Below are 26,651 nucleotides of genomic sequence, written 5' to 3' on the forward strand. Positions count from 1 at the left end.
TCAGCGTACCTCCCTTTTGGCAAACCAGATGGCCGTGAGCACCGACGTGGCCGCAAGAAAGGCAAGGGAAACTGCGATTCCCAGAGGAACGACAGAATCGTTTAGCAGCGGGTCGCCCTCTTGAAGCGGAATGCCATTTGGATGGACGCCGATAATCGGGCTCATCAATCGCATCGGCCAGCTCCATGGAACAAAAATCCACCAAGGCCTGGGTGCCGCAATGACTCCCGCGAACAGACCGCAGAGGCCGAGCACAACTGCTGCGATAGTGCCTTTCCATGCCGCCGCAAACAGCTGAATAGGAATGAGACTGAGCGATACCAGCCAGATGATGGCACTGGCCTCGACGATTTTTCCTATGGGTGCCGTCCCTTGTGCAATCAAGGAACCGGCAATCAGATTTACAAAAATGAGAGTAACCGAGGATAACAAGGTATAAAAGGCAAGGACGGTTATTTTGCCAAACCATAGAGTGGATGCGTTTAAATTGTAGGTTCGCAGGCAGCGGTAATTTCCGGCCTTCCTTTCCCGCATTTCGACGAGAGCGCAAAGCAGAGCTGTGCCCAAGGGAATGAATATAAGCGGCCACCAATTAAATACCATGCATAGAAACAAGTCCCAGGGCGTTTCCACTGCCGAGATGAGCAATTTCACAATGATGGCGTACAGGGCAAAGAACAAAGGGGCGATAAAGACCAGCTTTTGCGAAAAGCTGCGTTTATACTTCAGGTTTTCCGACTGAATCGCGTTTAGCATGTTCACATTCCCTCCCTTCTCCGATTTTCGCTCACTACTTTCATAAATAGCGCTTCGAGGTCTTCCCCTTTGTCTATCTTATCCTGGTAGCTGAGTTTGCCGTCGCTTATGATACCGATATGATCCGCGATCTGTTCCACTTCCGAAAGAATATGGCTGGACAGTATGACCGTAATCCCCAGGGAAGGAAAAGACCGGATCAATTCGCGCAGCTCCTGAATGCCGAGCGGATCAAGCCCGTTCGTAGGTTCGTCAAGGATGAGAAGTTGCGGACGGTTCAGAAGCGCGATTGCGATGCCGAGCCGCTGCTTCATGCCAAGCGAAAACTGAGAGGCTCTTTTATTTCCTGTGTTCTTAAGATCTACGGTTTCGAGCACCTCCTCGATTCTTTGATCGGGCAGCCCCAGCAGCTTCGTATGAACCTTGAGGTTCTCCCTTGCTGTAAGGTTGCCGTACAGAGCTGGGGACTCAATAAGCGCCCCGATTTTTTCGAGATCCTTTCTGTTCCAGGGCTTCTCGTCAAATAGAATTTCACCGCCTGTAGGACGTAAGAGCCCCATGATCATTTTTAGCGTCGTCGTCTTCCCCGCACCGTTTGGCCCGAGGAGTCCGTAGACCGAACCCGTCCCGACTGCCAGTGAAACATGATCTACCACCAACTGTTTACCGAAATGTTTGCATAAATCTTTTGTCTGCAAAATGTAATTTTGCATTTCCATCACCCTTTCCAGCTTTTGAGTTTAAAGTAACAGGCAATTATAAAGATTTTATAAACATTCTATAAAAGCTCGTTCAAAAGCTGACGTGATACGAATCTTCTCCGTATCCGAGGCTCATTTGGAAATATGTTTTGGTGCAAGGGTAGTCTTTCTTACTGGCCAAGGCAACAACGATTGCCAATGTTACTAGGGGTAGTACCGACGTCGCTGTCACCACCCGCAAAGTAAATTGTAATAAAAGTTAAGAGGGTGTCCCAAAAGTAACTTTGGGGCACCCTTTTTCACGTAAAAAAGAAGAAAATCGCTCTTTTTGATATAATGAAGTCACCACAACAAACAAAATATCAGAAAGGAACGATTTTCTTATGTACACTCATTATACCACTCGCCAGTTAGTTCTTCCAATGGATATTGAGATCCTAATCCCCGATCATCACCTGTGCCGAATTGTGGATGCAACGGTTGAAAAAATAGACCCTCGCTTGTTTATTCCTCTCCACCCAGGCGGAGGGCGTCCTCCTTATCCTCCAAAAATGATGCTAAAAATGATTCTGTATGCGTATACCAATCGCATATATTCCTCTCGGCAGATCGCCAAACAGCTGGGTGAAAATATTTACTTCATGTGGCTTTCCGAAAATCAAAAACCGGATTTTCGTACCATCAACCGTTTCCGTTCCGAACGCATGAAGGATGTGATTTATGAAACATTCTTCTCCCTCGTCGATCTGCTTCGTCAGGAAGGGCTGGTGAAGCTGGAAGATTACTTTTTGGACGGGACAAAAATCGAAGCCAATGCCAACAAATATACGTTTGTTTGGCGGAAGTCCACTGAAAAATATGATCAAAAGCTGGACGAGAAATTCCAGCAGATTGTTACATCCATTGAAGAAGTGACACGGGAAGATGAACAGGCAGAAAAGGAAACAGATTTTCAGGGAAAGTGGGAAGAAACACCGATTACATCCGAGAAAATCGAGGAAACGATAAAAAAGGTAGAAAAACGACTCGAACAGCATCCGAAAAATCGAACCCTAAAGAAAGCAAAGCGTCAACTGGAAAAAGATCTTCTACCCCGGAAACAAAAGTACGAAGAACAAAAGGCCACCTTCGGGGAACGCAACAGCTTTTCGAAGACGGATCCTGATGCGACGTTTATGCGGATGAAAGATGATCCTATGAAAAACGGCCAGTTGAAACCTGGTTACAATGTACAAATGGGAACAGAAGGTCAATTTATCACCGGATTCAGTCTTCACCAACGGGCGGGAGATCCTGGCTGCCTGATTCCTCATTTTGAAGTTCTTGAGCAATACAATCGCCCTAAACCAAAGGCGTTGATTGGCGATTCCGGATATGGGAGCGAGGAGAATTACGTCTATTGCGAAAAGAAAGAAATCGAGGCGTACGTCAAATACAGTACCTTCGATAAGGAACAAACGAAAACATGGAAGAATCAAGTGGGTCGTCTGGAGAACATGACGTACGACGAAGAACAGGATAAGTGGATGTGTGCGAACAATAAACGACTGACCTTTCGTTATGAAAAGAAACAGAAGTCGGACAATGGATATGAATCGATCAAGCGAGTGTACCTTTGTGCGGACTGTCATGGCTGTCCATTTCAAGCGTCTTGCGCAAAAGGAAAAGAAACCAAAAGGATCACTGTTTCGATGGAAAATCAAAAACAGCGCAAAGACGTACGGGAACGGCTGGCAACCGAAGAAGGAGAACGAAAATACAGCCAGCGAAAAATCGATGTGGAACCTGTGTTTGGTCAAATCAAACATAATCGCCAGTTCCATCGATTTTCATTAAGAGGCCTATCCAAAAATACGGTGGAATGGGGTCTTATTTGTGCTGCCCATAACCTCATAAAATGGACCCTAAAATTAAATCAACAATCAAAAGAACCACAAATACGGAGATAAATAGAAAGAAAATCGAGGATAAGCAACCTCTAAAATCCATATTCAGGTAAAAAAAGAAGGGCTGGCTCGAAAAAATCGTTTTTCAACGACCTTTTGAGACAGCCTCTTAATGATAGGGGTGATACTAGCGTAACTGTCACCAGGTGCAAACGTATAGATATAAATGTAAAAAACTCTCCGGACGGAGAGTTTTTTCATAAATTGACAGTACACTAGTGGTAGCCTAGCTGTCTATTAAACTATCGTTTCCTAATAGTGCAATTACCACGAGAAGTTCAAGACGATTACCAAATGGGGCATTCAAATAATTTTTTTCATCCCCTCGTCTTTTCGCTCATTATCATCTTCATTCTTCTTTTTTATTTTATGGAAACTAACTCCTAAAAGTCTATTTCACATGAGTTTACAATAGTAGCAAACTGATTAAGAATATTATTATGATGGTTGATAATTTGTTCTGCAGTTAATACATCAGAGTTATAAGTACTATGGCAATCCCTTACCAATTTCACCTTATAGCCATGCGAATATGCACTCTTCACAGTTGTATCAACACAATACTCTGTTTGAACTCCACACATAACTAAAGTGTCAATTTCATTATCTCGGAGTAATGTGTGAAGCTCAGTTTCAAGAAATAAGCCAGCATGATATTAAATAACAACATAATCTTGTGCAGAATGATTCCCGTTAATCTAATAGCCAAGGGAAACGCTGAAATTTTACAACAATGACTCGATTGCAGGATCTATGTCAAAAGGTTCCGTTGTTGATTCAAATCTTTCTTTTACATGACCATCACGATCGATTAGAAACTTGGAGAAATTCCACTTAACCCCATCGCCTGCATATATTTCTGGATATTTTCCCCGCAGAAAATCCTCCATCCATTGACCATCCTTGGTCTGAATATCGAAGCCTTGAAACGGTATTTGTTGTATCAGATATAGAAATAAAGGATGAGAAGATGGACCTCTTACATCCGTTTTCTCAAATATAGGGAATGTTACTCCATGGTTAATCTTGCAAGATTCCTGTATTTCCGAGTTGATACCCGGCTCTTTCTCATTAAATTGGTTGCAAGGGAACGCGAGAATTTCAAATCCCTGTTCCCGTCGACTTTCGTAAAGCTTCTGTAGGTCGGCGAATTGACGAGAAAAGCCACATTGGCTGGCTGTATTTACAATTAGGAGAACTTTTCCCCTGTAGTCTGACAATTTAATCTGCTTTCCGTTAATCAGGGTTGCTTGAAAATCATAAATTGACATGCTAACATTCCTCTCTGTTTTTAGTTTTTATATTTTTCTGCAATAACTCTACATTTGACAGTCACTTTATTTAGTTCATCATATTATTCAATTATCTATTGGTCTAATATATTATTAGAATGATATTTATAGGTAATAACAATAAACAACGTGATTGATACTTAGTTCATCTCAACTTTCCCTCAAAGAAGAAGGACTATAATAAAAGCTAATTAAGGTACAGGTTGCATTGAATTAAACTTCCCAGTTACCTATGTGAAAAATCCCCAAATAAAAAAGCTACCTCATTAGCGACGGCCTTTTCAGTTCATAACACTCTCGGGCGGTCTGAGTAGATACCAATGCTGTTTTTAACGCTCTCAGTTTAAAAGACAAATATGAGCATAATAGGGATGGATATACAGAAGCTAAATCAGAATTTGTTAAAAAATATTCTGAAATTGCAAGAAAGAGTATGTCTGATTGTTAACTAAGAAAATTCTGCTGAATCTCAAAGAAGATTAATTATAGTTTCTGTTTCTATAAAGCCAACGAAGACTTTACTTTAAAAATCCACTAAAAAAGTCGACTCCTTACCGTACAGGAAATCGACTTTTTTTAGGTTGAAATTTGCTTAGCGTACAAAATTTGCGTCTTGTTGGCGAGAACGTATTTGGAAATAAAAGTTAGAATATGACCCGTTTTTACACGTATCTCGGTCGTACCCCATCGCCATCAACTTAAGAAAACAAGTTCCCCCCCAAAAAAACGATAAAATAAGCATTCGGGGGTATTTCATCTTTATCTGTATCTCCTTGAAACGAAAAATTGAACGAATGGTAAAGTAATAATGGTTGCGCAAAATACCAACATGAGAGGAACATTGGTCATCTCTTCTTCACCATTTCTATATTCGGAAACAGCCCATATGATGAATACTACCACCATTAAAACAAAATAACTTATTTTACTACTAACTTTTACGATATGCTCTTCTAATTCATCTTTATGTTCCCCACTATTGCTATCGAAATAACTCATCTTTCCAAAAGTATGTAACTCCAATAAGGAAGCTACGAAAATGCTGAGAGCAAACAATGCATAAGAGCCTATAGTACGAACGTTTAAATATGTAAACAATATATTTCCAATAAGTACGAAAATACAGATCCATAGTATATATTTTATCCACTTATTTTGCTTATTTGTCACTTAGCTTTTCCCTTCCTTCATTAACAAAAAAATAGATCATCAATCTTTACATTTAGAACTTTTGCCAATCGAAAGGCTAACTGTAAGGTAGGATCGTATTTATTATTTTCAATGGCATTTATGGTTTGTCGGGTGACATTGCATCTTTCTGCAAGTTCTCCTTGAGACCATCCTTTCAATTCACGCAATTCACGTATTTTGTTATCCATTCAGAATTTATAAGTCACCTCCTGTCAAAACGTTTTTACATCACGATTATAAATATTCATTTTACGTTTGTCAAAAACCTTTTACACATTAAGATGAACTTCTTATGATAATTTCCTCTCAAGAACTGAATAAGTACTTAGTGGTTACCTACTTCAGATAATTTTCGGTATAAAGCTGAGATTGAAATATTTCAACAAAAATATAAAACTAGACTTTTAAGTTTATCATAGGAAAAAGCAATGATTATCATTCAAAACATTATATTGAACAATAAATATAGAAAGAAGTAATATTAAATTATAGATTTTCTTATCACATTTAGGGAGTATAGCCAAATGGTAAGGCGAAGGTCTGCAAAATCTTTATTTCTGGTTCAAATCCAGATACTCCCCCCAGTACATGGTCTCATAAAGGGAAAAGGTCAAATTTACCCCTCGTAAAAATGTCTCCCATCAATGTTTTCAAGAAAAAGCTCTCTGGGATTCTTACCAGAGAGCTTTTTCATTTTTATTTTTATCGGAATTTTTTGTATAAAGTGCTCATTCGCCTGTTCAACCTCCTATAGCAAAACAGGCGAAAATCTCACCGTTATAAGAAAAAAGTGGTCTTTGATATCCTGGGTGTTGTTTATGAGTATACCATGAATCATGGCAATGCAGCATAAGTCAAAAAATGAAGCCCGCTTTATTTGAGCATGCCTAAAATTTATGTTGGAAAGTAAAAATGATCAGGTTTCCCGATTCTCGACTTTTCCTTTCCACTAGCTCGATGGCGATGTGACGTGACCCCTAATAGTTTAATAAGAAATTTAAATGTGTGGATTTTCTATGGTCGACACATTTAAATTTTGTAGTACCCTTATTCTAAGTAAATAGAATGGAGGTTTTCAAACATTGCTAAAAAAAGTTGTCATGGTGAATATCATACTTTCTATTGTTGAAGTAATGTCTATATGGTGGTTCAATTTTCAATTTAAAAATGCTTTCACAATTATTAATGAAAGTGATGGTTTTAAAAATATAGCGTTTGGAATCTGGAAAATAAAAGTCATTGGGCAAAGTGAATTACAAACAGTAATTAATTATCCTTTATGTATAGCTTTATTAATATTGCTTATCAATCTAATTTTTATTAAAAAGATATCTAAAAATTAGATAGTATAAACAAGCTTGTCAGAAAGTGCAACAGGACGGATCCTGACTATGCGAAAAACTGATTAAATTAATTGAAAAGTACAAGCTATATCGTTTTGATCAAGTTTCACCCAAGCGGTACAACCTCCCTCACTATCCTCCGACTAAATAGCCGGGGCGCTGCCGTAAAATCTTTGCAAGAGAAGTTGAAGAAACTTGGTTTTTCTGTAGGAGCTGCAGACGGTATTTTCGGTCGAAAGACAGAGGAAGCTATTCAGGCATTCTGTACGGTCCATGGGAAACGCGGCAGGGGTAGCGCGGTAGGATTTTGCAATGGAAAGGCTACACTGGGCAAAGAGACGCTAGAAACGACTATCATAATTGGTGAGGCAGGTTATGCTCAATCAAGGGAAATTGCGGAAGTACTTGGCTATAACTTAGAGTGGAAACAAGCAACAAGGGAAGTTATTTTTACAAAGGGAGAAAGATAGTGACAATGCCCCGCTGTCCTATGGATAGTAGAGATTTGTATGTGGTGTACAAACTCTTTTCTCGAAAAAGGTGCCTCTTTTTCATTTTTTATCTTACTTTTTTTGGTTAATCAACACTCGTAGTATAATATATTTCAACGAGTGTGTGAATCTTTCCTTCAAAAAAACACCTTCGGCCTGAAATACAGCTAAAGGTGTTGACCGTATCCTACCTTATATGTAGACTATGCATTCCGTATACTAGGGAGCGCACATTTTTAATGGCTCCTAGCCCACTCTCCCGTTTACTGAGCTACACTTTAGCTTAGCCATACGCATAAAGCCGCTAGCTCTTGTGCTCGATACCTACTTTCTCGTTGGACAAATCCAATTTCTCTAGCTACTTGTTGTAAGGTACTCAATGATAAAGAATGCTGAAATTCCTCCGCAAATCATCGTAACTCTTGAGATATAGAAGCAGTCATAAAAATGCGCCACCCTTTCTATGAGTCATAGAGAAAGAATAGCGCATTTTTTTTCGTTTTGGGGGTATTTGTTACTACTAGCTTGATGGCGATGTGGAAGCAAGCTTTTTTACCTCAACCTGAAAGGGAACGATCAAATCTGTGGAAATCCCTTTCCTTTGCAGGCGTTCTTTTACGATGTGTTGCCCCACATCCTGAATGTGACCCTGAAGATACTCAATTGCCTGCGATCCTTTTCTATTAGACTGATTGGCGTAGAGGACTATTTGAACAGGTTGCCCTCGCTTTTGCTTTTCTACATAATTGGCATCAAAATCTATGGCTGCCTGTGCTTTGTCTTCGGTAACTTCTTGAACTGAATTACTATTTTTTTACATATAGAGATTGAGGGTTCCAGAAAATAACTTTAGAGCCTCCTCTGGTATTTCTTTTAGCACAACGATTCGTAGTGAATCTACCTGAAGCTGTGTCAATAGAACTTTATCAAGGAGGATCGTCATGAAGAAAAGGAGCAGTATAGGTAAGAGCACCCCAAGTAGTAATGTTTTGCTATCTCTAAGCGAGTCTTTCATTTCTTTTTTAAATATAGTCCAGATCATACGACAGTTCTCCCTCTAACAAGTCGAGACATGAAGATATAGTTCAAATCGTTCGTTTCTTTTTCGACATATAATTGCTCCAATGTTCCTTTATAAAGTAACTCGCCTTTATGCAGCATTATCACAGAAGAACAGAGAAGCGCGACTTCCTTCATAATATGAGTTGAAAAAATGATTGTTTTGCCTTCGTGCCGCATCTGGTGAATCATTTGACGAAATACATTGGCTGATGTAATCAAGTCCCGTCGTCGGTTCATCGAACAAAATAATATCTGGCTCATGTACAAATGTACGGGCAATCGCAACCTGTTGCCGCATCCCCCTAGAGAAGCCAAGCAGCCTCCGATCCAGATACTCCTTAATGCCAAATTGAACGGACAATTTTTCAATGCGATTTTTCGTTTCGTGCTGGCTCTGTCCGTACAGATCGGAAAAGTACATTAAATTTTCACGGGCTGTCAAACGATCGTACAATCCAGTCTCCCCAACAAATAGAACACCAATCCTGGGTTTTATTTTCATTGCCTCCTGTAAGGTATCATGGCCATTTACGATAATTCTGCCTTCACTAGGCTCAAGCAACGTGCACATCATACGCAGCAATGTGGTTTTCCCAGCACCATTTTTCCCGATTAGTCCAACGATTTCCCCTTTACTCACAGCAAAAGATAAGGGCTGTACAGCCTCCGCATGCTCTTTTCGACTTTTGGATGTTTTGCTTACCTCCTGAACTTAGATGATGTGTGGCATCGAACATTCGCTCCTCTACAATCCTCTTAGCGTTTATAATTAATATTTAGCCTGATAATAAAAGATCAACGCAGTCCAGCTTCCCATGTGAACTAATAATAGTATTCCTAATACGCTAGCAACTGAAATACCGACTTTGAGAATGACTAGAAAAAACAGAATATACATGGTTACTAATGTAACTTGCCAGGAAGTCGCTCGGGCTTTATCTCGAATAAGATAGAATCGTTCATCCAATCCACGTTTTTTTTGCGCCTTTTTTTTGTCGAAATACCATCCACATAAACCCATAATAGCAACACCAAATAAACCAATCAGAGCTCCAACTGTCTCAGTCATATATTTTCATCCCCCTCAAAAATAAATAAATCCTCGATATAGCATTCAAATGCTTGTGCTAACTTATGAGCTAAAATAAGCGAGGCATTGTACTTTCCGTTTTCTAACGAGATGATTGTTTGTCTGGACACACCTACTATTTCTGATAGCTGCTCCTGTGTCCATCCTTGTTCTACTCTCTTATCACGTACCTTATTTTTCACATCGCACCTCGGTAAAGCTGATTTTACGTAAAGTTTACTTTACATAAACGGAATTATCAAGCTAACTTTACATAAAAATTCTAAAGAAAAATATTCAAAAACTATTTTAAAATCCACTTTATTGAACTCGAATTTTAAATCATTTATTCTAGTTCTAAATAGAATTCCTGTGTTAATTTAATTTTTATTCATTATTAGTACCATACAAAAAGCCTGACATTATCTCCCCTACTTTTTATATAGGGTAATATGTCAGGCTTTATTTATAATACACCCTCAATATGTTAAAATGAGGTAAAAAAGGGCGGTTGTTTGGAAAAGAAGTTAGTAAAAACCGGTATCTACGGATTTTTAATTAGTATAGGAATTATGATATTTTTTACTCCATATGAAATCGTTACTAGAGAATCTGGAATAACTACAAGAGTTGAGATCCCAACAAAGGCTACATTATTACTTTACTGCAGAACACAGTGCCTTTTACTTTTTCTATTTTTATACTAACCATGTTTTTAATTCAATTTATACGTGCCTAAAAAAACAAGCAACTAGTTTAATCTGGCTGCTTGTTTACAGAACGAACCTTATTGGATTTCTAAAAATAAAGCGGCTTTCTGAACCATCAAGAAGCTGCTTTGTCTACATTCTGCAGATTATCGGACGTTTATTATAAATTCACTTTAATTTTTAAAATTCGCAACCAATAAATACTAACAACGTCTGAGGTAGTAAGGAGATAATAACATTGGAGAGATTGTATTGTTCTAAAATTCCAATCTCTTAAGCTTTTGTAGAACTATAGTTTGTGGAGATCAAAGAAAGGTACTTGCATCCCAAAACAGAACGGATAAAATTCAAACTAAAGTTACACCAGAGAAAATAAATCCTTATATTAGGGAAAAACGAAGTGTATGATACGAAAAAGAAAATGTTGTCCATAACATTTTCTTTTTCGTATCATATACCCTGTTTCCTTAGCTAGCTGGTTAAGAACAGTGGGAGACATACATCGTTGTAATTCTTCAGCGAATAAAACAGTTCATTTTCTTCTCTTATACTCATAAAAGCGCTATCCTTTCTTACTTTACATAAGAAAAGCATAGCGTTCTCTTTCCTGTCATGATAGGCTTATTTCTTAACTTAATGGTGGTGTGGTGGTACCTCTATATAGTCTTGACAATATCATTTTTAAAATTAAAATAAGTAATGCGTTTTTATCACCATTAAAAGGCCACCATCTGACGGCCTTTTAATGGAAATATATTTAATGATTTACTGTTCAGTTAACTTTTTTACATTATTTTTCTCCAACTTTATAACAGTGAGAGTGTAAATAACAAAACATACCGTAACGATAATGCCAATCAAAATTACCTTCGTACTCTCCTGAAGGTTCGTTTTACTTATAACAAATTCCGGTAAAAATAAAATTATTGGAAGAATAATAGATACCCATGTTTTGCTCCAAATCGCTACTCCAACAAAAACTAGAATCGAAAAAACAATTGCAATAATATTCCCAATAACCCCAAACTGAATAGTTGGTGTGTCATAATATCTATCTAGAAAGATTAATGTCATAAATAAAGCCAGTGGAGTAGAGCCAACAATCCCAAACATTATCCACTCTTTGATTTTTGAGATTTTGTTGCTCGCCACATATTTAAATAAAACCGATGTAAGTAACAAAGTAAATAACGAGATAAACGGATAACCAATCATATCAATTAATGAGTATTCTAATTCTCCCCGTATGGCATCTCCCATTAAAATATAAGAAAATGCACCTATAACAATAATCGGTATATATTTTAACAGTCCCTTAATATCAACAGACATTTCATTTGCTATTTGTTCCATGTACTCTTTGGGCATTTTTCCAATTATATCCCCTACGTTCTTCCCATCTCTTTCAGCCTCATATAAATGATCTTCTAATTCTCCAATTATTTCTTCAATCTCTTTTTCATTTTTACCACTTGAAAATAAATAAATCCTTAAATTTTCTAGAAACTCGCGGCTATCCCTTGATATTTTCATAAAATTAATCTTCCTCTCCTAATAATTGATTTACGCTATTTGCGATATCACTCCACCGCTCCTTAAACTCTTCTAGTTCTTCTCTTCCTTTAACTGTTAAAGAATAGTATTTTCGCTTTGGACCTCCCGAAGGAAGTTCTTTTTGACTAGCTGTGACAAGCCCCTCTTTTCTCATACGAAGTAATAAAGGATAAATACTTCCTTCGCTTACCATTGTAAATCCATAGCCATTTAATTTTTCCATCATTTCATATCCATAGGTCTCCCCCTTGGAAATAATCGCTAGGAGACAGCCTTCTAAAATTCCTTTTAGTATTTGACTTGAAGACAATTAATCCCCTCCCATCAAAAGAATATCGCAACTAACTTGTTATGCAATATAGTTTTGCAAAAAAATGTATTGCGACTACTTTGTAATACAAGTTAGTTAAAATTTAACATAGTACTTAATTTAGTTCAAGATATTATTGGCAATTAATTTTATAACCCTTATACATGAATCAATTTCATAACTCAAAGCCCTTGAACCGCAAAATCCAATTGACATGAAAAAAGGAGTACCTTCCAAAATCTCGAATAGAGTAGTTGCTCAGACAACTCAATGAGAAAGGTTGGTCTCCTCATGTCCTCTATTCGTCAAGGACATTTGTTTTCCCTGCAAGATTTATTAGATTTAGAACCTACCCAGCGTTATACAGCGATTTTTGAAGGTATCAATATTACGCCACTGCTTACCATTGTGTCTAAGAAAGTAGGCAAAGGTGCACCCCAATCGCTTACTTATTCAGCAATAATCTATTCCCTTTTTGCTCGTATTTTAGAGGGGATTCCAACGATTAAGCTTCTTGTCCGTCGCTTGAAAAATGATGTTCTTTTTCGTTTGGATTGCGGATTTTCGTTTTCTGATCGGGTACTATCTGAAGTTTCTTTCTCACGCCTGATCCGAAAAATCAAAACATCAAATGTACTAGATGAAATGAATGATACACTTGTTTTACAAGCCATTGAAGAAGGCTTCATTACTGGCAAGCACATTGCCATTGATGCTACCCATGTAGAAGCACGAGACCAAGCTCCACAAAAAGAAGAAGTTGAAGTGGAACAACCCGTCAAAGAATCAAAAAAACGGGGGCGCAAGAAAAAAGAAGCCTATAAAGGAGCAAGAAGAAATCGAGAACAACTTGCCTCTTTTCGAACAGAAAATCGAAAAGCAATTGGATCGCACCTTCGGTGAACTTCAAAAAGAAATGCCAAACGCCCCTCGGTGGGGAATTAAGAAAAACGCCGAAAATAAAAATGTTTTCTGGTACGGCTACAAACTCCATCTTGCTGTAGAAACCAAAAGTCAGTATCTTTTACGTCATTTGCTTTCGTCAGGAAACATGAATGATGCCGAAGCTGCCATTCCATTATTGAAAGGAGTGGCTGAGAGGTTGCCTTTTTTCAACATCACGAAAGTGATGGCAGACGCTGGATAGGATTACAATCCAATTTATGAGCAGGTTTATCGCATGAAAGCGGACGCTATCATCGCTTATAATAAGCGGAACGAAGCGCCACCTATCGGTGTCGACAAGTATTTTACACCTTCATGTGTCCGTGAACATTCCTATCGTTATGATAGCTATGATCCTAAATATGAAACACTCAAGTATACAAGACCGAAGGAGTGTAAGGATTGCTCCCTCGTTCACGACACGCTATGCCAAAAGGTCATTAAAATGAAAAAGACAGTTGATTTACGTCGCTATCCCGCTCCTTCGCGTGGAAGTAAAGCATGGAAAAAACTTTACAAGGAACGTACTTCTGTTGAACGAGTGAATGCTTACTTAAAAGAGTATTTTCAACTAAACAATGTCCGATACCGTTCTGGAGAATTAGCGAAAGTTCATGTTGATTTACTTTGTCTATTGTTTAATGCTTCTAAATTAGCTGTGGACCGTATGAATGTTGAATTAAGCTGCAGATCTGCTTAATAGGGCACGACCTCCGGTCGTTTCAAAAATCAAATACAGAAATTCTGTAGGTATTGAAGTTTTTAGAAACTACTTATGAAATTGATTCACATATGAAAATATTCTTTTATATAAAACTGAACTAATGTTTTAGCACTATGTACACCGTATTGTGCCAATATTTTTTCGGGACAGGCACGAATAAAGGCGAGAAAACCAGGGATTCGCCGGCCTGTCAAGAAATCTCAACAAAAAAACACTGCCCTTGGACAGTGTTTTTTTCGTCTTCTTCAAGGTGGAAGTTATTACATCCGCAATTCTTTGTTAGTATAGATGCAGCAAGCGGATTATGTCCGGTCCTCTTTTGTCTAGGGACAATCAACTATTGAGAAAGCGAAAGCCAGGCCCGCTTATTTTTCCAAGATACTTGAACAGGGGTTTCAAATAGAACCGATAACCTTTCACTGGTAAGAATTTCCGTTGTTATTCCACTTGCAAATACGGTTCCTTTTTGAAGTAATAAGGAGTGTGTAAATTCGGGCAATATTTCTTCCACATGGTGCGTCACATACAAAAGCGTAGGAGCATCTTTTTGTTTAACCAGATTTACGATGCTTTGAAGCAAGGATTCTCTGGACAAAAAGTCCAGTCCGTTACAAGCTTCATCTAAAATAAGCAACTCAGGTGAGGCCATAAGCGCCCGGGCGATGAGAAGCTTTTGTTTTTCGCCTTGTGAACAGGTCTGATATTGGCGGTCAAAAAGATGTGCACAACCGAGTGTTTCCATGAGGTAGACGGCTTTTTGGATATTTTCTTCCGTTGGTTTCTCAAATAATCCAACGGAGGCATGTAACCCACTAATCACCAGATGTTGTGTTTTTTCATTAGGGTGGATTCGTTCTTGGAAAGATGAGCTTACCCATCCAATTCGTTTTCGCATTTTTCGCAAATCGACCGTTCCATACCGATGACCAAGTACGGAAATCTGTCCCTCTGTCGGCCAAATATAGCCGGTTATCATATTTAATAACGTGGTCTTTCCGGAGCCATTTAGCCCCAAGAGCGCCCAGTGTTCCCCCTTACGTATCGTCCAACTGATGTTCTTCAATATGATTTTCTGTTCGCGTCTCCACAGGACATCTTTGACCTCAATAATATTTGACATAATATGTTCCTCCTATGTATTTTGGGTAGTAGTTGCTTCTATGGTGGCAGGCTGTAGCCGTAATACAGCATCTGTCGGGAGAAACGCAGCAAGCAAACCGATAAGAGGTAAATATGCACATACCTGGATAATAAATGAAATACTAGTATGGTCGGCCAATGTGCCGAGTACCACCGATCCTAGGCCACCAAGGCCGAAAGCCAGGCCGAAAAATAGCCCTGAGACGGTTCCAATTTTCCCCGGTAACAACTCCTGCGCGTAAACTATAATAACGGAAAAGCCTGAAAGTAAAATGAATCCGATAAAAAAGCAAAGCACAGCGGACCAGAATAAATTGGCAAAAGGAAGTAATAGGGAAAAGGGTGCTGTTCCTAAAATAGAAAACCAGATCATATTACGTCGTCCAAACCGATCTGCCATCGGGCCCCCAACGAAAGTTCCTAATGCTCCAGCAACCAGTAGCAAAAAAATAAAAAGTTGTGCATGTTCTGTGGATACGCTGTGTTTGTCAATTAGGTAAAACGCATAAAATCCAGTCATACTTGCCATATATACAAATTTTGAAAACAATAACATAATCAAAATCCCGATGGAGTAAGTAATCATGGATGTAGAACGTTCATTTGCTTTCAAAATAATCGTTTTTTTCTTTGGAGTTTGTTGGCTGATATAGTAGCGATACCAACGAGCAACATAAATTTGAACAATAATAGCAGCAAGTGCGGCAATAGTAAACCATATAATTCCAAACTGTCCAAGAGGGACGAAAATCAATGCTGTGAACACAGGAGCCAATGCCTGGCCAATATTCCCACCAGTCTGAAATATAGATTGAGCCAATCCTTTACGTGGCCCGGCTGCCAGATAAGCAACTCGAGAAGCTTCAGGATGAAGCACGGAAGAACCAACTCCAATAAGAATTACCGAGATAATAACTTGCCAAAAATTGGAGGAGAATGCTAAAACAAGCATTCCTAGCAAAGAAAAAACGACTCCAATGGGCAGCAAAGATGGTTTAGGTTTAGCATCAGTATATAGCCCAATCAGTGGTTGAAACATTGAAGCTGTTATATTTAAGGTAAAGGCGATCCAACCAATTTGTGTAAAGCTTAACTTTAAAGACTCATGTAAGATTGGAAATATGGCGGGAATAACGGACTGAATCGAGTCATTTAATAAATGAACCAGGCTAATTGACAATAAAATTGAGTATACGGTAACTTGCGATGTAGAAGATTTCATTTTTTATCCCTCCAACAAACATCATATCATCTGCTGTTTTGTTATAAAAAAAAATTGTTATAACTCGGCAATTGTTCCTTCCAGATTAAGAAGCGTCCATTTTAAAGCAAGATCCGGATCCTGCTGCTTAATAGCCTCGTATAACTGCTCGTGATAGTAGGATTGCGGATCATGCGAACTATATTCTTTATTTAATTTGTGCATAGCATCAGATAATACGTGAGAAAAAGTGCGGAATAAATCAATAATAACACCATTTTTACTAGCAATCGCTATAGACATATGAAACTCTATATCTGACTTTGCATAGAGTTCTCGATCATTTTGTTGCAACGCAAAGTTGCGTGCATCCAAATGATTGCGCATGTTTTTCAGATCTTCTTCATCGCGACGAAGAGCAGCTAACCGGGATATTTCCAACTCCAGCATCTTTCTTGCCTCGTATACCTCCACAAGCTCTGCGCGATGCAATCGATGTGCAAGAGGCTCTTGGATGACAGGGCTGGTTTTTAGATACGTACCGAACCCTTGTTTTTTCTCAAGTAGTCCAGCGTGAACCAGAACCCGGATTGCTTCTCGGATTGTAGACCTTCCTACTCCAAATAGCTCCATCAGTTCTGGTTCTGTTGGAATTTTATCTCCAGGTTTAATATCACCCGTTGATATTTTATGTTGTAACTGATTAACTACATCATCCACTAGTTTATGATGATTTAAGGTTTTAAATGACATTTTATCATTCATCTGATCATCTCCCGTTTTAGAAGTTTAACATATTCACTAGAATCATACAAGAAAAATTCTTTTGTTTTTTCAGCCTGTCGAGAAAGTCTCGACAGGCTGAAGCCCACTAGACCTTATTTGAACATACCGGTTCTGTTGCAAGGTTTTTAAAAGTACGCTAAACTTTTTCAAAACAGAGCTAGGAGAATCACAAATGGGATATTTTAGAGGAAAACAATTTAAAAAGGATATTATTTTGGTAGCCGTCGGCTACTATTGTCGTTTTTCTTTAAGCTATCGTGAAGTATCTGAAATCTTAAAAGAGCGTGGTGTTTCGGTTCATCCAACAACCATCATGCGCTGGGTTCATGAATATGGAAATCTTATCTATCAAATTTGGAAGAAGAAAAATAAAAACGTTCAATTATCTTGGAAACTAGATGAAACCTATATAAAAGTCAGAGGGAAATGGTGTTATTTATATCGTNCAAAGCACCAACTTTGTGCATTTAACAAATTAAGAGAACAAGGCTTTTATCTAAAAAAAACTCATTGTAAAATCAAGTATTTAAACAACCCCATTGAACAGGACCATAGGCATGTGAAGCGATGTTTTTCTAAATCTGCAGGATTTCAAAATCTTCGCCACGCTTCCCGTACCTTAAAAGGAATCGAAACCATTCATGCTATATATAAACAAAACCGCAGTTTACGACCAAACTGCGGTTTTTCAACGTATAATGAATTGCAAAAGTTACTTACAATTGCATGAGATTTAATCGCACCCAACCCACATTTTTATCTGTTAAGAAACTTTGCAACAGAACCATAAAAAATCTCCTGAAGCTCATTTAGCGTATCAACATAATGATCTCGATCCATATAGGGTGAAGTAGAAAACACCTCAATTAACTCCTTTAACACTCCAATGCCCAGTTCAACTCTCGCATGATCACGTAGCAATTTATTTCTGGACACCACCAACGTTTTTACATCATTTGGCGTTAGAACCAAGCCTCGCTCTTTAGTTTTTTCATTTAAACTGAGTAGTTCCATCACTGTCTTGGACTTGGGTGATAATTGGATGGAATTCAAAATATCGGATAAATTCATAGGCTCTCTCCCTTCCTATAGACCCGCTAAAAAGTTTTGACTTTTCTCCTAAGTAAAGTCGTTCCATGTAAAATCAACACTTAAGATACCGGCAGGATGTGAGCTGGTCGTATAGTTTCTTCTAGAAGCTAATTTCGGATTGCGAAAACAAAGGAGATTATTATAATAACCAAATGCTCGGCAAATTGATGGACGTACTGAATGAATACCGCACCGATCGTTTATTTTGTCATAGAAAATACAAGTCCCAAAATAACGTCGTTGGTTTTTTAAATCCAGGCGTGTTTTTTTAGGCATAGCTCTTATCTTCTTTTTTATTTTCTTCAACTCATCTTCTATAATAGGAACAGGACCGCAGCACATTCCTTTGCAACCTTTACAAGGTAAGCTTTCCATTAATTTAATCAGCTCTTGAAAAAGCAAGGTGTTAAGATCCATTCAATGATATGGATTTTCTAGTTAAGTAGCTAAAAATGATTAATGACAATAACGGGAGTATAAACTGGCATTCTTGCGCTGTTAAATTATTTAATAGAAATAATAAAGTTGTTTCTGTAGTCACTACATTTAAAAAACTGTATGATATGCTTTACAATGAATTAGATAAAAATGTACAACAGGTATTTTCAAAAAAATTATTGGGGTAAGCTCTAGCAAGAGGTTATTCGGTCACTTTACAGGTACATCCTTTTAAAGTGTGTTAAGTATCTTTAATATGTTTTATTTTTTTATAGCATGAATGTAGTGAATGGTTTCAAAGGCTGATAGGTAGTCTTTTCGATTGTCAAAATATAGTTCATTAATTTTATCAGGTGATAAATGTTCATAAATGAGCAAACCGGATTTTTCTAACATTCTCTCAATTTCATAATAAGAAAAACATGACTTCATTGGTTCGCCACTTGCTGAAGCCATTTTTACCATATTTTCAACTCTATTAAAGATTCCTTTTTCTTCAAAGAGTTTTTCGTCTGCATAATCAAAAACTATGGAACTTCCTGATGGGACTTTGGCGAATAAATTATCTATTAAACTTGAAATTTCTTCTTTCGTTAAATAATAAGAAACACCTAAAAGGCTAAAGAAAGTTTTTTTATTACCAAATCCTTCATCTCTTAAATTTTGGTAGGAAAACTTTTTGGTGAAGTCCATAGAAACAAAATGAAGATTACTCGGAACTTTAAAATTAGCTTCATCCAATCTTTTCTTCTTAAATTCCTGTGTAGTAGGATAATCAATTTCAAATATCTCTAAGGTGTTTTCCAATTCTGGATGTCGAAAACTAAAAGTATCTAACCCGGCACCAAGTATGACATATTGTTTTAACTCTAACATCACTTCATTAAGTAATACTTTTTCACAATACGCAGCACGTGCCAAGGGTGTTGGAGAAAGTTGAATCTGTGTAATCCATTTTAATATTTCTTCTGTATCCCCCTTAAACTTTTGCACGATATCTTTGTTGAAGAAATGTATGCCTTGAACCATATTCTCTTTGATGTTATTAAATTCTTTTTGTGAAATTAAATCTTTAGCTATATAATCATTAAAGATTTTAGGGGTATCAAATTGACTATGACAGGATCTTCCAAAAGCTGATATTAACGAGGTTAAACTTGACTCACCTTTCTTCATACAAACACACTCCTTCATATTAGAACAAAAAAATAGGATTCCCCTGGCCAGGAGAATCCTATTATATAATTAGATTTAATAAAAGTAAATTATAGCATAAATAAATTTTTTTGTCAAGTTTTTTGACTAGGGGTAGTACCACATCGCTATCAAGCTAGGAGCAACAAATACCCCCAAAGCAAAAAAATACGCCATCCTTTCTTACTTTACATAAGAAAAGCATAGCGCTTTTTTTCTTGTTATGATAGGCTTACCTCTTAACTTGATAGTGGTGGGGTAGTGTCACACATCCATCTCAATGAGGAAATATACTTTAGCAAGTCTTCTTGTAAATTTCCTTTTTCTTGTATCAATTTTGCCACCACGTTAAGATATACAGTGTTCCATAAATGCCAACTGACATTCTTTCATGATTATCCTTTATAAGAGTAACATATTAAATTCAATCCTAATCAAGAAGCCATTCAAATGTCATAAATGAAAATTACAACAGATTCTTTTATATTCACCCAACAAATATTTTCCTTCGATCATAAGAAAAAATAATCATTGCCACACCTAAACTAGCACAAATCATATACATAAATGAGTATGAAGAGAGATCAGCTATCGGCCCCATAATGACACCACCCAGCGAAACGCCTAAATCAGCCATAGCAATAAATAAACCAAGTAACACATTACGATTTATCTGCGGCAATACAAAAGTCAAATACGTTGTTAACGTAGGATAGAGAAGTGCCTGTGCGATCCCCATTAAACCTGCACCAACATAGAAAAAGACAGCTCCACCCGCTATAGAAAAGCTTACACATTGCGCCGCCACGGCTAGAATGAGCATGATTACCATGATAAAAGCCGAATGCCATTTGCCGTCTGAAGGAATTTTCTTCCGTAAGGCAAAACGAGCCAAGACTACGGTACCCGCCTGAAGCATGAGATAAATTCCAGCATTGCCGCCTTTTAATTGTACAGCATACAACGGTATAAAGGTTGTAACAGCTCCAAATACAATGGAAGCCACCAACATCAAGACGCTGCATTTAAATAAATACGGATTTTTTACTAACTGGCTAAAGGACTTAAACATGTTTTCTCCCTGCACCGTATTATTTGAAACAGGCTGATCTTCTTCTTTTTTGTCCATTTTGGCACTATAGCCAACCACCCCTGTACATATGGCAATGGCTATCATTACCACTGTAAAATAATTCGTATCCCCTGCTTGCCAAATGCCTAGCGCCAGTAGGGGACCAACAATCCCCGGCATATAGGAACATAAAGAATATAGTGAAATACCTTGGGAACGGTCCTTGTCCGGCAGTGCATCAATAATGCCCAGCTGTAATGCCATTGAAAAAAAAGCTGTACACACACCTTGCAGCATACGGGCGACGAAATAGCCCCCCCAATCCAGTGAACGTGTACAGGAATAAAGCACATCCATTGATAATAAGGATAGTGCGCAGCACTTTGATCGGCCCATGCTTTTGAATCATATGGCCTGCCCACGGCCGAAAGAACATAGTGGTAAACAAATACGCCCCCATGATGATCCCGATCGTTGTATTGGTGGCCCCTAGTGATTCACCCTTCAAAGGAATAATAACATTCAGTATAGCGTTGGCACTAAAATACAAAAGAGTTAACATATATAACCGCAGAAAAGGCCAAGACAGAGCTCCTCTCACAATTGTTGCTCCTCCTTAAACTCTCATTGATACCTGTATCGATTACGCAATGATCATTTGCAATAATTTTCTTGCATATGCTGACTGAACGTCTTTTAATTGTTCGATCTTGACCATTTCTTCAATTTGGCCATTTCTAATGATCATCATTCTGTCGCAAATATAGGCAGCAGCCTGTATATCATGGGTTATGAAGATATATCCCATGTTGTAAAATTCCCTCAGGTTTATTAGCAGTTCAAGCACTTGGATTTGAACAGAGCTATCCAAAGAGCTGATTGCTTCATCTAATAAAACACATTTCGGTTCAGTTGAAACGGCTCTCGCAATGCACACCCGCTGAATCTCTCCCCCTGATAACTCATGAGGATATTTCTTGCGATAAGAGGAATTCAATCCGACTTGATATAATAGATCATCGATCTTGCCTTTAATATCTTGTTGAACCTTTCTTTGCAGGGTTAGAGGTTCCAGAATGGCTTCTTCAACCGTGTAAAACGGATTAATGGAAGACGTGTAATCTTGAAATACGGCGCTGATGTTTCCTAATCTCACTCTTCGATCCTCTATACGCTTCCCTCTAAACAAAATGGTTCCTTGATCAGGCTTTTCAATTCCTAACAGCAACCGCCCTAATGTGGATTTTCCACTGCCGCTTTCCCCGATAATGCCGAGACATTCCCCTTGCCCCCATTCGAAACTAATATTTTTTAACACAGTCTGTCTTTCCCTAGAGAACAATCCGCCTTTGTTATAGGATTTCTCAACGCGATCAACGCTCAGCAACGATAACGCCTCCCATTATTCTCCTAAAATGATGATTCAACGCCAGCTTCGTAGATACTAAATATCGGGTGTGTTCATGCTGAGCTTTAGAGAAAATGGCTTGGGTTGTCCCTCTTTCAACAATTTTCCCATCCTTCATGACTAGAACTTCATCCGCAATTTTTTTGACAACGCCTAAATCGTGAGAAATGAAAATCATCGAGCAACCCATTCTTGCCCGCAATTGAATGAACTGTTCAACCACTTCGAATTGCGAAATTGTATCGAGTGCTGTTGTCGGTTCATCAGCGATAATGATGTCAGGTTCCAATACGATTGCCAATGCAATCATAACCCGCTGCAGCATTCCGCCCGACAGCTGGTGGGGATACTTATTCATCACCTCTATCGGGTTTTTCAGCATAACGCTTTCCATGGCATTTTTCATTTTGGCTGTGATTTCGTCATGGCTCCAGCCGAAATGTTCCACAAGTGTCCCCTTTAGATGAACTCCGACCACACAAGAGGGATTAAAGGCACGCATGCCATTTTGCAAAATCATACAAAGATTTTTCCCCCTCTTTTTTCTCATTTCTTTTTCAGGAAGTTCGGTTAAGTTTTCTCCTTTGAACAGAATGTCTCCGGTTTGGCGTATCCCGCCTTTATTCAATCTCATAATTGCCCTGCAGGTCACAGACTTCCCGCTTCCGCTTTCCCCTACAATTGCCAGACAGCTTCCTTGCTTTACATGAAATGAACTATTCGGAATAATCATCTTATTGGTACTGCTATCCCATATTTTCAAATTGACAACTTCCAAAGTATTCATAAATGAATTATGCCACCTCTTTTCCTTGAAGCTTACGTTTAGAGGTCATTAATTTAGGATCTAACGCAACTTGAAGTGCATCAGACAAAAAGTTAACGGCCGACACAACAATAATGATGGTTAAGCCAGGTGCCAACATGAATTCCGGCCTTGAAAACATGACCTCTCTTGCCTCATTCAACATCATGCCCCACTCCGCAGTAGGAGCCTGAACTCCTAATCCAAGGAAAGAAAACCCTGATATTTGCAAAATCATCGTACTGAAAGAACTGCTTGAAATGACCGCAATGTCAGGAAGCGCAACTGGCACAATATGCTTATACATGATTTTTATGTCGCTAACACCGGTTGCCTTGGAGAACTTTACATATTCAGATTCAGCATACTGCATCACAGACGTTCTGATTACGCGAGCAAACCATGCCCATTTCGTCAAAATAAACGCAATCAAAATATTCTCAAGACCCGCGCCCAACATACCAACAAGCGCCAATGTCATTACGTATCCCGGAAAGGAAAGCATAACATCGCACATTCTCATTAAAAGGGCATCCGTTTTTCCTCTAAAGTAGCCTGCTATAAAGCCTACAACAGCTCCGATCAAAACAGATAGGACTAATGCAATAAACACCCATAACACGCTGGGACGAATGCCATAAATTAATCTAGACAAGATGCATCTCCCCAGATGGTCGTTGCCTAGGAGGTATTCCCATGATAAGGCTGCAAATCGAAGTTCCATATTTACTTCATTAGGATCATGCGGCGCAATTAAAGGAGCAAATATTCCGGCGCCAACAGTTGCAACAATGACGGATAAAGATACAGCAGCCAGCTTGTCATTGATTACATGTTTCAATACTTTCATTTTTCAGTTAGAGATCCTTTCTTAATTTGGGATTCATCGCCGCGTTGATAATATCAGAAATGGTGTTAAACAAAACAAAGGCCACTGCCAATACAAGGACATACGCTTGGATCATCGGGAAATCTCTGCTTAGAATCGATTTCACACTTAGACTCCCTAACCCGGGCCATGCAAATACATTTTCTACAACTACCGTGCTTCCCAATATAATGGGTATAGCCATGCAAAATACAGAAATGGCAACCTGCAATGAATTTCTTAAAATATGCATCGTGATTTTCTTTTCTGGTAAGCCACATGCCCTTCCATACAGTACATAATCTTCATTTAAATTGCTTACCATCGAACTTCTGACGATTCTGAAATAAATGCCTGCATAACTGAGCACGATCACAATAACCGGTAAAATATAACTTTTGTACGAATCCATCCCGCTTGTTGGCAACAAATCTAACTTCACAGAAAAATACCAGATCATAAGTGCCGCAAGCCAGTATGACGGCATGGACGTCAGGAAAAATGAAATGCCCCTGACCGATTTATCCATCATTTTGCCTTCCTTCAATGCGCAGATTACACCTAGTAAAATGGACAGCGCAATAATGAAAATAACTGAAACTAACGTCAACTTTAACGTATTTAGAAAAGCTGGACCTAGCAATGACCACACAGGTTCTCCTGTAACGTATGACTTCCCGAAATCCAGCTGCAAGCATGCCATGAACCAATTTATATAACGGATAAGAAATGGTCGATCCATCCCTAACTCTGCTTTTGTCTGTGCGATCAATTCGTCTGTTATTTTGGGTACACCTTGCGCATGTAATACTACTTCGGCTGGATCTAAAGGAGATAAATTGATTAAGACAAACGTTAAAAACGAAATGATCAACAGTAATGGAATCGATACCAATACCCTTTTGATGATAAAACTGCCCATAGAATTCCCCTTTTTATTTAAAGTGCATTTGCTCAAATGGCAGTTCATATTGTGTTTGCTTAAATGAGACACCTTGTAAATTTTTCGGAGCAATTACAGTGACATTGCCGTTTGTAATTGGAATAAAGACGGCTTCCTCATGAACAATTGTTAAAATATCCGCATATAACGATTTTCGTGTATCCTCATCCGTAGACACCATAACTTGATCAATTTTCTTGTAGAGTTCATCTGCTTTCGTAATGCCACTTGTGGTATGGTAATAAGAAGATTCGGAAGCAAAAGCAGAGACTGTACTTTGCGGATCATACGCGAGTCCCCATGTTTGATTGAATAATAAATCATAATCACCCGTTGATCTTCTTTTAGCGATTGAAGTCGACTCCTCGCCAACAAGCTGAAGTTGAATCCCTATCTTTTTCAGTGAATTTTGTATAAATTCAGCTTGTGTTTTTTGGGAAGAAGAATTCGCATCATAATAAAGCTTCATATCCAATTTGTTTCCGCTTTTCGTTCTGACCGTTTGGCCATCTTTTAAGATCCAGCCTGCTTCGTCCAGGATTTTTTTTGCTTTTTCCAAATCATAGCCACGTTTCTTCAATTCGACATTTGCGTAATTGACGTTAGGCGAGAATAGTGTATAGGCTGCTGGTTCGGTTTCATGGAAAATTTGCTTGCTGATTGTTTCTCGATCAATCGCATGCCAAATCGCTAAACGAACAGCTGTCTCATGTATCGGATTATCCAATTTACTGCTATTGGCTGCGATCATATTCGTATTCATGGCTTTACTTCTGACAATTTGATAATCGCCTGACTCAGCTAATTTATTCATCGCTTCCACATCAAGGCTGTCTGTGCCTCGATCATCTGTAAATACAAAATTAACCTCTCCTTTTTTCAATGCTAAAAATGTTGTTTCCCCTGCCGGAAGAACTTTAGCGGTAATTTTCTTCACTTTAGGCGCACCGCCCCAGTAGTTTTCATTTGCTTCAAAAATGGCATACTGATCGACTTTATGTTCAGCGAGTCTATAGGGTCCTGTTCCGTTGTAACCATTTACACCATCCTTTGTTTCCCCGTTAATAAAATTTTTGGGTGAGATAAATACATACGGTCTGGTCATTGACAATTCAACCAACGTTGGATAATAGGTTTCTGACAGAACCAATTGAACTGTATATGGGTCTATTACATTACAACTCACGATTTTGGTTGACAGCTTAATCCAGGAATGCTTTTTCGCATTCTTTTGCACAGCCTCAATATTCTTCTTCACTGCTTCTGCGTCAAATGGCTCCCCATCATGGAACTTCACGCCTTGTCTTAGATGAAAGGTATATACTTTTCCATCGTTAGAAATTTCCCACGATTCGGCAAGCAATGGCTTGATTCCATCTTCCGTATTTTCAACCAACGATTCATATACCATCCCTTGAGCCGACATTGAACCTGGGTACAAATGGGGATTCATATCATTAATGTCTTTCGCTGTTGCATACACCAACTCTTTGCCTTGAGCTATTGACCCCGTTTTAGCATCATTACCGTCACTGCAGCCTGACAGCAGTACCATTAAAGCCATCAAAGCAGCTAAAAAAGCAACCATTCTTCTTGTCATGTTATACCCT

Annotated in this window: 25 protein-coding genes, 1 tRNA gene and 6 pseudogenes; 7 read left to right on the forward strand and 25 right to left on the reverse strand. The window is 38.5% G+C overall.

The genetic code is table 11. The annotated features are described in order from the left end of the window. Entirely contained in the window at positions 1-756 is a 756-nt protein-coding gene (locus AF333_RS20155; protein ID WP_043065855.1) for a lantibiotic immunity ABC transporter MutE/EpiE family permease subunit, read from the reverse strand. Between the two features lie 2 nt (positions 757-758). Then, positions 759-1,469, reverse strand: a complete 711-nt coding sequence (locus AF333_RS20160) for a lantibiotic protection ABC transporter ATP-binding protein (protein WP_043065854.1) — start codon at positions 1,467-1,469, stop codon at positions 759-761. Between the two features lie 371 nt (positions 1,470-1,840). Between AF333_RS20160 and AF333_RS20165 the strand changes: the two genes are divergently transcribed. Beyond that, entirely contained in the window at positions 1,841-3,406 is a 1,566-nt protein-coding gene (locus AF333_RS20165; protein ID WP_053432726.1) for an IS1182 family transposase, read from the forward strand. Positions 3,407-3,786: 380 nt separating this feature from the next. On the opposite strand, the pseudogene AF333_RS37585 reads toward AF333_RS20165, so the two are convergent. The 4 genes and pseudogenes from AF333_RS37585 to AF333_RS20180 form a co-directional block, all read right to left on the reverse strand. Continuing rightward, a pseudogene (locus tag AF333_RS37585) lies at positions 3,787-4,038 on the reverse strand (isochorismatase family protein); the annotation flags it as partial. Between the two features lie 90 nt (positions 4,039-4,128). Continuing rightward, positions 4,129-4,674 carry a glutathione peroxidase gene (locus tag AF333_RS20170; RefSeq protein ID WP_043068739.1) on the reverse strand — a complete coding sequence of 182 codons (546 nt, stop codon included), beginning with the start codon at positions 4,672-4,674 and terminating at the stop codon, positions 4,129-4,131. Positions 4,675-5,454: 780 nt separating this feature from the next. Then, entirely contained in the window at positions 5,455-5,865 is a 411-nt protein-coding gene (locus AF333_RS20175) for a hypothetical protein (RefSeq protein ID WP_052812394.1), read from the reverse strand. A gap of 20 nt (positions 5,866-5,885) precedes the next feature. Beyond that, entirely contained in the window at positions 5,886-6,074 is a 189-nt protein-coding gene (locus tag AF333_RS20180; RefSeq protein WP_043068740.1) for a helix-turn-helix transcriptional regulator, read from the reverse strand. A 322-nt stretch (positions 6,075-6,396) separates the two neighbouring features. On the opposite strand from AF333_RS20180, the gene AF333_RS20185 reads away from it, so the two are divergent. The 3 genes from AF333_RS20185 to AF333_RS20195 all read left to right on the forward strand — a co-directional run bounded on the left by AF333_RS20185 (position 6,397) and on the right by AF333_RS20195 (position 7,699). Continuing rightward, positions 6,397-6,470, forward strand: a tRNA-Cys gene (locus AF333_RS20185). Positions 6,471-6,968: 498 nt separating this feature from the next. Next, positions 6,969-7,229, forward strand: coding sequence for a hypothetical protein (locus tag AF333_RS20190; RefSeq protein WP_043068741.1), 261 nt, complete (start codon positions 6,969-6,971; stop codon positions 7,227-7,229). A gap of 71 nt (positions 7,230-7,300) precedes the next feature. Further along, a complete protein-coding gene (locus AF333_RS20195) occupies positions 7,301-7,699 on the forward strand; it encodes a peptidoglycan-binding protein (RefSeq protein ID WP_235496735.1) in 399 nt (132 codons plus the stop codon). Between the two features lie 302 nt (positions 7,700-8,001). Here AF333_RS20195 and AF333_RS35885 read toward each other — a convergent pair. From AF333_RS35885 to AF333_RS20225, 7 genes and pseudogenes are all read right to left on the reverse strand, one after another. Beyond that, positions 8,002-8,163: pseudogene (locus tag AF333_RS35885) on the reverse strand (IS4 family transposase); the annotation flags it as partial. A 371-nt stretch (positions 8,164-8,534) separates the two neighbouring features. Beyond that, on the reverse strand, positions 8,535-8,762 hold the full coding sequence (locus AF333_RS35890; RefSeq protein WP_043068743.1) for a hypothetical protein: 228 nt from the start codon (positions 8,760-8,762) through the stop codon (positions 8,535-8,537). Continuing rightward, positions 8,759-9,488, reverse strand: a pseudogene (locus tag AF333_RS20205) (ABC transporter ATP-binding protein); the annotation flags it as partial. The gene AF333_RS35890 and the pseudogene AF333_RS20205, both read right to left, overlap by 4 nt. A 63-nt stretch (positions 9,489-9,551) precedes the next feature. Then, entirely contained in the window at positions 9,552-9,851 is a 300-nt protein-coding gene (locus AF333_RS20210; RefSeq protein ID WP_043068744.1) for a hypothetical protein, read from the reverse strand. After that, positions 9,848-10,054, reverse strand: coding sequence for a helix-turn-helix transcriptional regulator (locus tag AF333_RS20215; protein WP_043068745.1), 207 nt, complete (start codon positions 10,052-10,054; stop codon positions 9,848-9,850). The genes AF333_RS20210 and AF333_RS20215 overlap by 4 nt, the downstream gene beginning before the upstream one ends. A 1,272-nt stretch (positions 10,055-11,326) precedes the next feature. Then, entirely contained in the window at positions 11,327-12,094 is a 768-nt protein-coding gene (locus AF333_RS20220) for an HAAS domain-containing protein (RefSeq protein WP_043068746.1), read from the reverse strand. A gap of 4 nt (positions 12,095-12,098) precedes the next feature. Next, positions 12,099-12,425 (reverse strand): PadR family transcriptional regulator, encoded by a 327-nt coding sequence (locus AF333_RS20225; RefSeq protein WP_043068747.1) that lies wholly within the window; start codon positions 12,423-12,425, stop codon positions 12,099-12,101. Between the two features lie 291 nt (positions 12,426-12,716). Here AF333_RS20225 and AF333_RS20230 point away from each other — a divergent pair. Then, a pseudogene (locus tag AF333_RS20230) lies at positions 12,717-14,070 on the forward strand (transposase). 361 nt (positions 14,071-14,431) lie between these two features. On the opposite strand, the gene AF333_RS20235 reads toward AF333_RS20230, so the two are convergent. Genes AF333_RS20235 through AF333_RS20245 form a run of 3 tightly spaced genes read right to left on the reverse strand, consistent with a single transcriptional unit; the run spans position 14,432 to position 17,200 of the window. Then, complete coding sequence (locus AF333_RS20235) at positions 14,432-15,214, reverse strand: ABC transporter ATP-binding protein (RefSeq protein WP_043068748.1); 783 nt, start codon at positions 15,212-15,214, stop codon at positions 14,432-14,434. A gap of 12 nt (positions 15,215-15,226) precedes the next feature. Beyond that, the gene (locus AF333_RS20240) at positions 15,227-16,456 is read right to left on the reverse strand and encodes an MFS transporter (protein WP_043068749.1); all 1,230 of its coding nucleotides are present in this window, start codon (positions 16,454-16,456) and stop codon (positions 15,227-15,229) included. 57 nt (positions 16,457-16,513) lie between these two features. After that, positions 16,514-17,200: a FadR/GntR family transcriptional regulator gene (locus AF333_RS20245; RefSeq protein ID WP_043068750.1), complete on the reverse strand. Its 687-nt coding sequence runs from the start codon at positions 17,198-17,200 to the stop codon at positions 16,514-16,516. A 193-nt stretch (positions 17,201-17,393) separates the two neighbouring features. Here AF333_RS20245 and AF333_RS35895 point away from each other — a divergent pair. Both AF333_RS35895 and AF333_RS35900 read left to right on the forward strand, forming a co-directional pair. Next, positions 17,394-17,666 (forward strand): DDE-type integrase/transposase/recombinase (locus AF333_RS35895; RefSeq protein ID WP_235496740.1); only part of this gene is annotated, 273 nt, incomplete at its 3' end. Position 17,667: 1 nt separating this feature from the next. Further along, positions 17,668-17,951 (forward strand): annotated as a pseudogene (locus AF333_RS35900) (DDE-type integrase/transposase/recombinase); the annotation flags it as partial. A 26-nt stretch (positions 17,952-17,977) separates the two neighbouring features. Here the strand turns inward: AF333_RS35900 and AF333_RS20255 are convergent. From AF333_RS20255 to cntA, 9 genes and pseudogenes are all read right to left on the reverse strand, one after another. Continuing rightward, positions 17,978-18,292 (reverse strand): DUF6323 family protein, encoded by a 315-nt coding sequence (locus AF333_RS20255; protein WP_235496743.1) that lies wholly within the window; start codon positions 18,290-18,292, stop codon positions 17,978-17,980. Between the two features lie 48 nt (positions 18,293-18,340). Continuing rightward, a complete protein-coding gene (locus AF333_RS32115; RefSeq protein ID WP_074715564.1) occupies positions 18,341-18,688 on the reverse strand; it encodes a YkgJ family cysteine cluster protein in 348 nt (115 codons plus the stop codon). 324 nt (positions 18,689-19,012) lie between these two features. Further along, on the reverse strand, positions 19,013-19,927 hold the full coding sequence (locus tag AF333_RS20260) for a class I SAM-dependent methyltransferase (protein ID WP_043068753.1): 915 nt from the start codon (positions 19,925-19,927) through the stop codon (positions 19,013-19,015). A 505-nt stretch (positions 19,928-20,432) separates the two neighbouring features. After that, positions 20,433-21,618: pseudogene (gene cntE, locus AF333_RS20265) on the reverse strand (staphylopine family metallophore export MFS transporter CntE). Positions 21,619-21,660: 42 nt separating this feature from the next. Next, positions 21,661-22,404, reverse strand: a complete 744-nt coding sequence (locus tag AF333_RS20270; RefSeq protein ID WP_043068754.1) for an ABC transporter ATP-binding protein — start codon at positions 22,402-22,404, stop codon at positions 21,661-21,663. After that, positions 22,391-23,212 (reverse strand): staphylopine uptake ABC transporter ATP-binding protein CntD, encoded by an 822-nt coding sequence (gene cntD / locus AF333_RS20275; protein WP_043068755.1) that lies wholly within the window; start codon positions 23,210-23,212, stop codon positions 22,391-22,393. The genes AF333_RS20270 and cntD overlap by 14 nt, the downstream gene beginning before the upstream one ends. Before the next feature lie 7 nt (positions 23,213-23,219). Continuing rightward, positions 23,220-24,080: a staphylopine uptake ABC transporter permease subunit CntC gene (gene cntC / locus AF333_RS20280; RefSeq protein WP_043068756.1), complete on the reverse strand. Its 861-nt coding sequence runs from the start codon at positions 24,078-24,080 to the stop codon at positions 23,220-23,222. A gap of 7 nt (positions 24,081-24,087) precedes the next feature. Beyond that, positions 24,088-25,020, reverse strand: a complete 933-nt coding sequence (gene opp1B, locus AF333_RS20285; RefSeq protein ID WP_043068757.1) for a nickel/cobalt ABC transporter permease — start codon at positions 25,018-25,020, stop codon at positions 24,088-24,090. Positions 25,021-25,033: 13 nt separating this feature from the next. Then, positions 25,034-26,641 (reverse strand): staphylopine-dependent metal ABC transporter substrate-binding lipoprotein, encoded by a 1,608-nt coding sequence (cntA, locus tag AF333_RS20290; RefSeq protein WP_043068758.1) that lies wholly within the window; start codon positions 26,639-26,641, stop codon positions 25,034-25,036. Positions 26,642-26,651: the final 10 nt, after the last annotated feature.

This window comes from Aneurinibacillus migulanus, from assembly GCF_001274715.1.
GTDB lineage: Bacteria > Bacillota > Bacilli > Aneurinibacillales > Aneurinibacillaceae > Aneurinibacillus > Aneurinibacillus migulanus.

What these genes read in the sequence shown, in the direction of transcription:
- AF333_RS20260 (WP_043068753.1), bottom strand. Translation starts at nt 19,927, where the DNA reads ATGAAGAAAGGTGAGTCAAGTTTAACCTCGTTAATATCAGCTTTTGGA.
- opp1B (WP_043068757.1), bottom strand. Translation starts at nt 25,020, where the DNA reads ATGGGCAGTTTTATCATCAAAAGGGTATTGGTATCGATTCCATTACTG.
- AF333_RS20245 (WP_043068750.1), bottom strand. Translation starts at nt 17,200, where the DNA reads ATGAATGATAAAATGTCATTTAAAACCTTAAATCATCATAAACTAGTG.
- AF333_RS20210 (WP_043068744.1), bottom strand. Translation starts at nt 9,851, where the DNA reads ATGACTGAGACAGTTGGAGCTCTGATTGGTTTATTTGGTGTTGCTATT.
- AF333_RS20165 (WP_053432726.1), top strand. Translation starts at nt 1,841, where the DNA reads ATGTACACTCATTATACCACTCGCCAGTTAGTTCTTCCAATGGATATT.
- cntD (WP_043068755.1), bottom strand. Translation starts at nt 23,212, where the DNA reads ATGAATACTTTGGAAGTTGTCAATTTGAAAATATGGGATAGCAGTACC.
- AF333_RS35890 (WP_043068743.1), bottom strand. Translation starts at nt 8,762, where the DNA reads ATGATCTGGACTATATTTAAAAAAGAAATGAAAGACTCGCTTAGAGAT.
- AF333_RS20155 (WP_043065855.1), bottom strand. Translation starts at nt 756, where the DNA reads ATGCTAAACGCGATTCAGTCGGAAAACCTGAAGTATAAACGCAGCTTT.
- AF333_RS20170 (WP_043068739.1), bottom strand. Translation starts at nt 4,674, where the DNA reads ATGTCAATTTATGATTTTCAAGCAACCCTGATTAACGGAAAGCAGATT.
- AF333_RS20255 (WP_235496743.1), bottom strand. Translation starts at nt 18,292, where the DNA reads ATGAATTTATCCGATATTTTGAATTCCATCCAATTATCACCCAAGTCC.
- AF333_RS20235 (WP_043068748.1), bottom strand. Translation starts at nt 15,214, where the DNA reads ATGTCAAATATTATTGAGGTCAAAGATGTCCTGTGGAGACGCGAACAG.
- AF333_RS20220 (WP_043068746.1), bottom strand. Translation starts at nt 12,094, where the DNA reads ATGAAAATATCAAGGGATAGCCGCGAGTTTCTAGAAAATTTAAGGATT.
- AF333_RS20160 (WP_043065854.1), bottom strand. Translation starts at nt 1,469, where the DNA reads ATGCAAAATTACATTTTGCAGACAAAAGATTTATGCAAACATTTCGGT.
- AF333_RS32115 (WP_074715564.1), bottom strand. Translation starts at nt 18,688, where the DNA reads ATGGAAAGCTTACCTTGTAAAGGTTGCAAAGGAATGTGCTGCGGTCCT.
- AF333_RS20240 (WP_043068749.1), bottom strand. Translation starts at nt 16,456, where the DNA reads ATGAAATCTTCTACATCGCAAGTTACCGTATACTCAATTTTATTGTCA.
- AF333_RS20180 (WP_043068740.1), bottom strand. Translation starts at nt 6,074, where the DNA reads ATGGATAACAAAATACGTGAATTGCGTGAATTGAAAGGATGGTCTCAA.
- cntC (WP_043068756.1), bottom strand. Translation starts at nt 24,080, where the DNA reads ATGAAAGTATTGAAACATGTAATCAATGACAAGCTGGCTGCTGTATCT.
- cntA (WP_043068758.1), bottom strand. Translation starts at nt 26,641, where the DNA reads ATGACAAGAAGAATGGTTGCTTTTTTAGCTGCTTTGATGGCTTTAATG.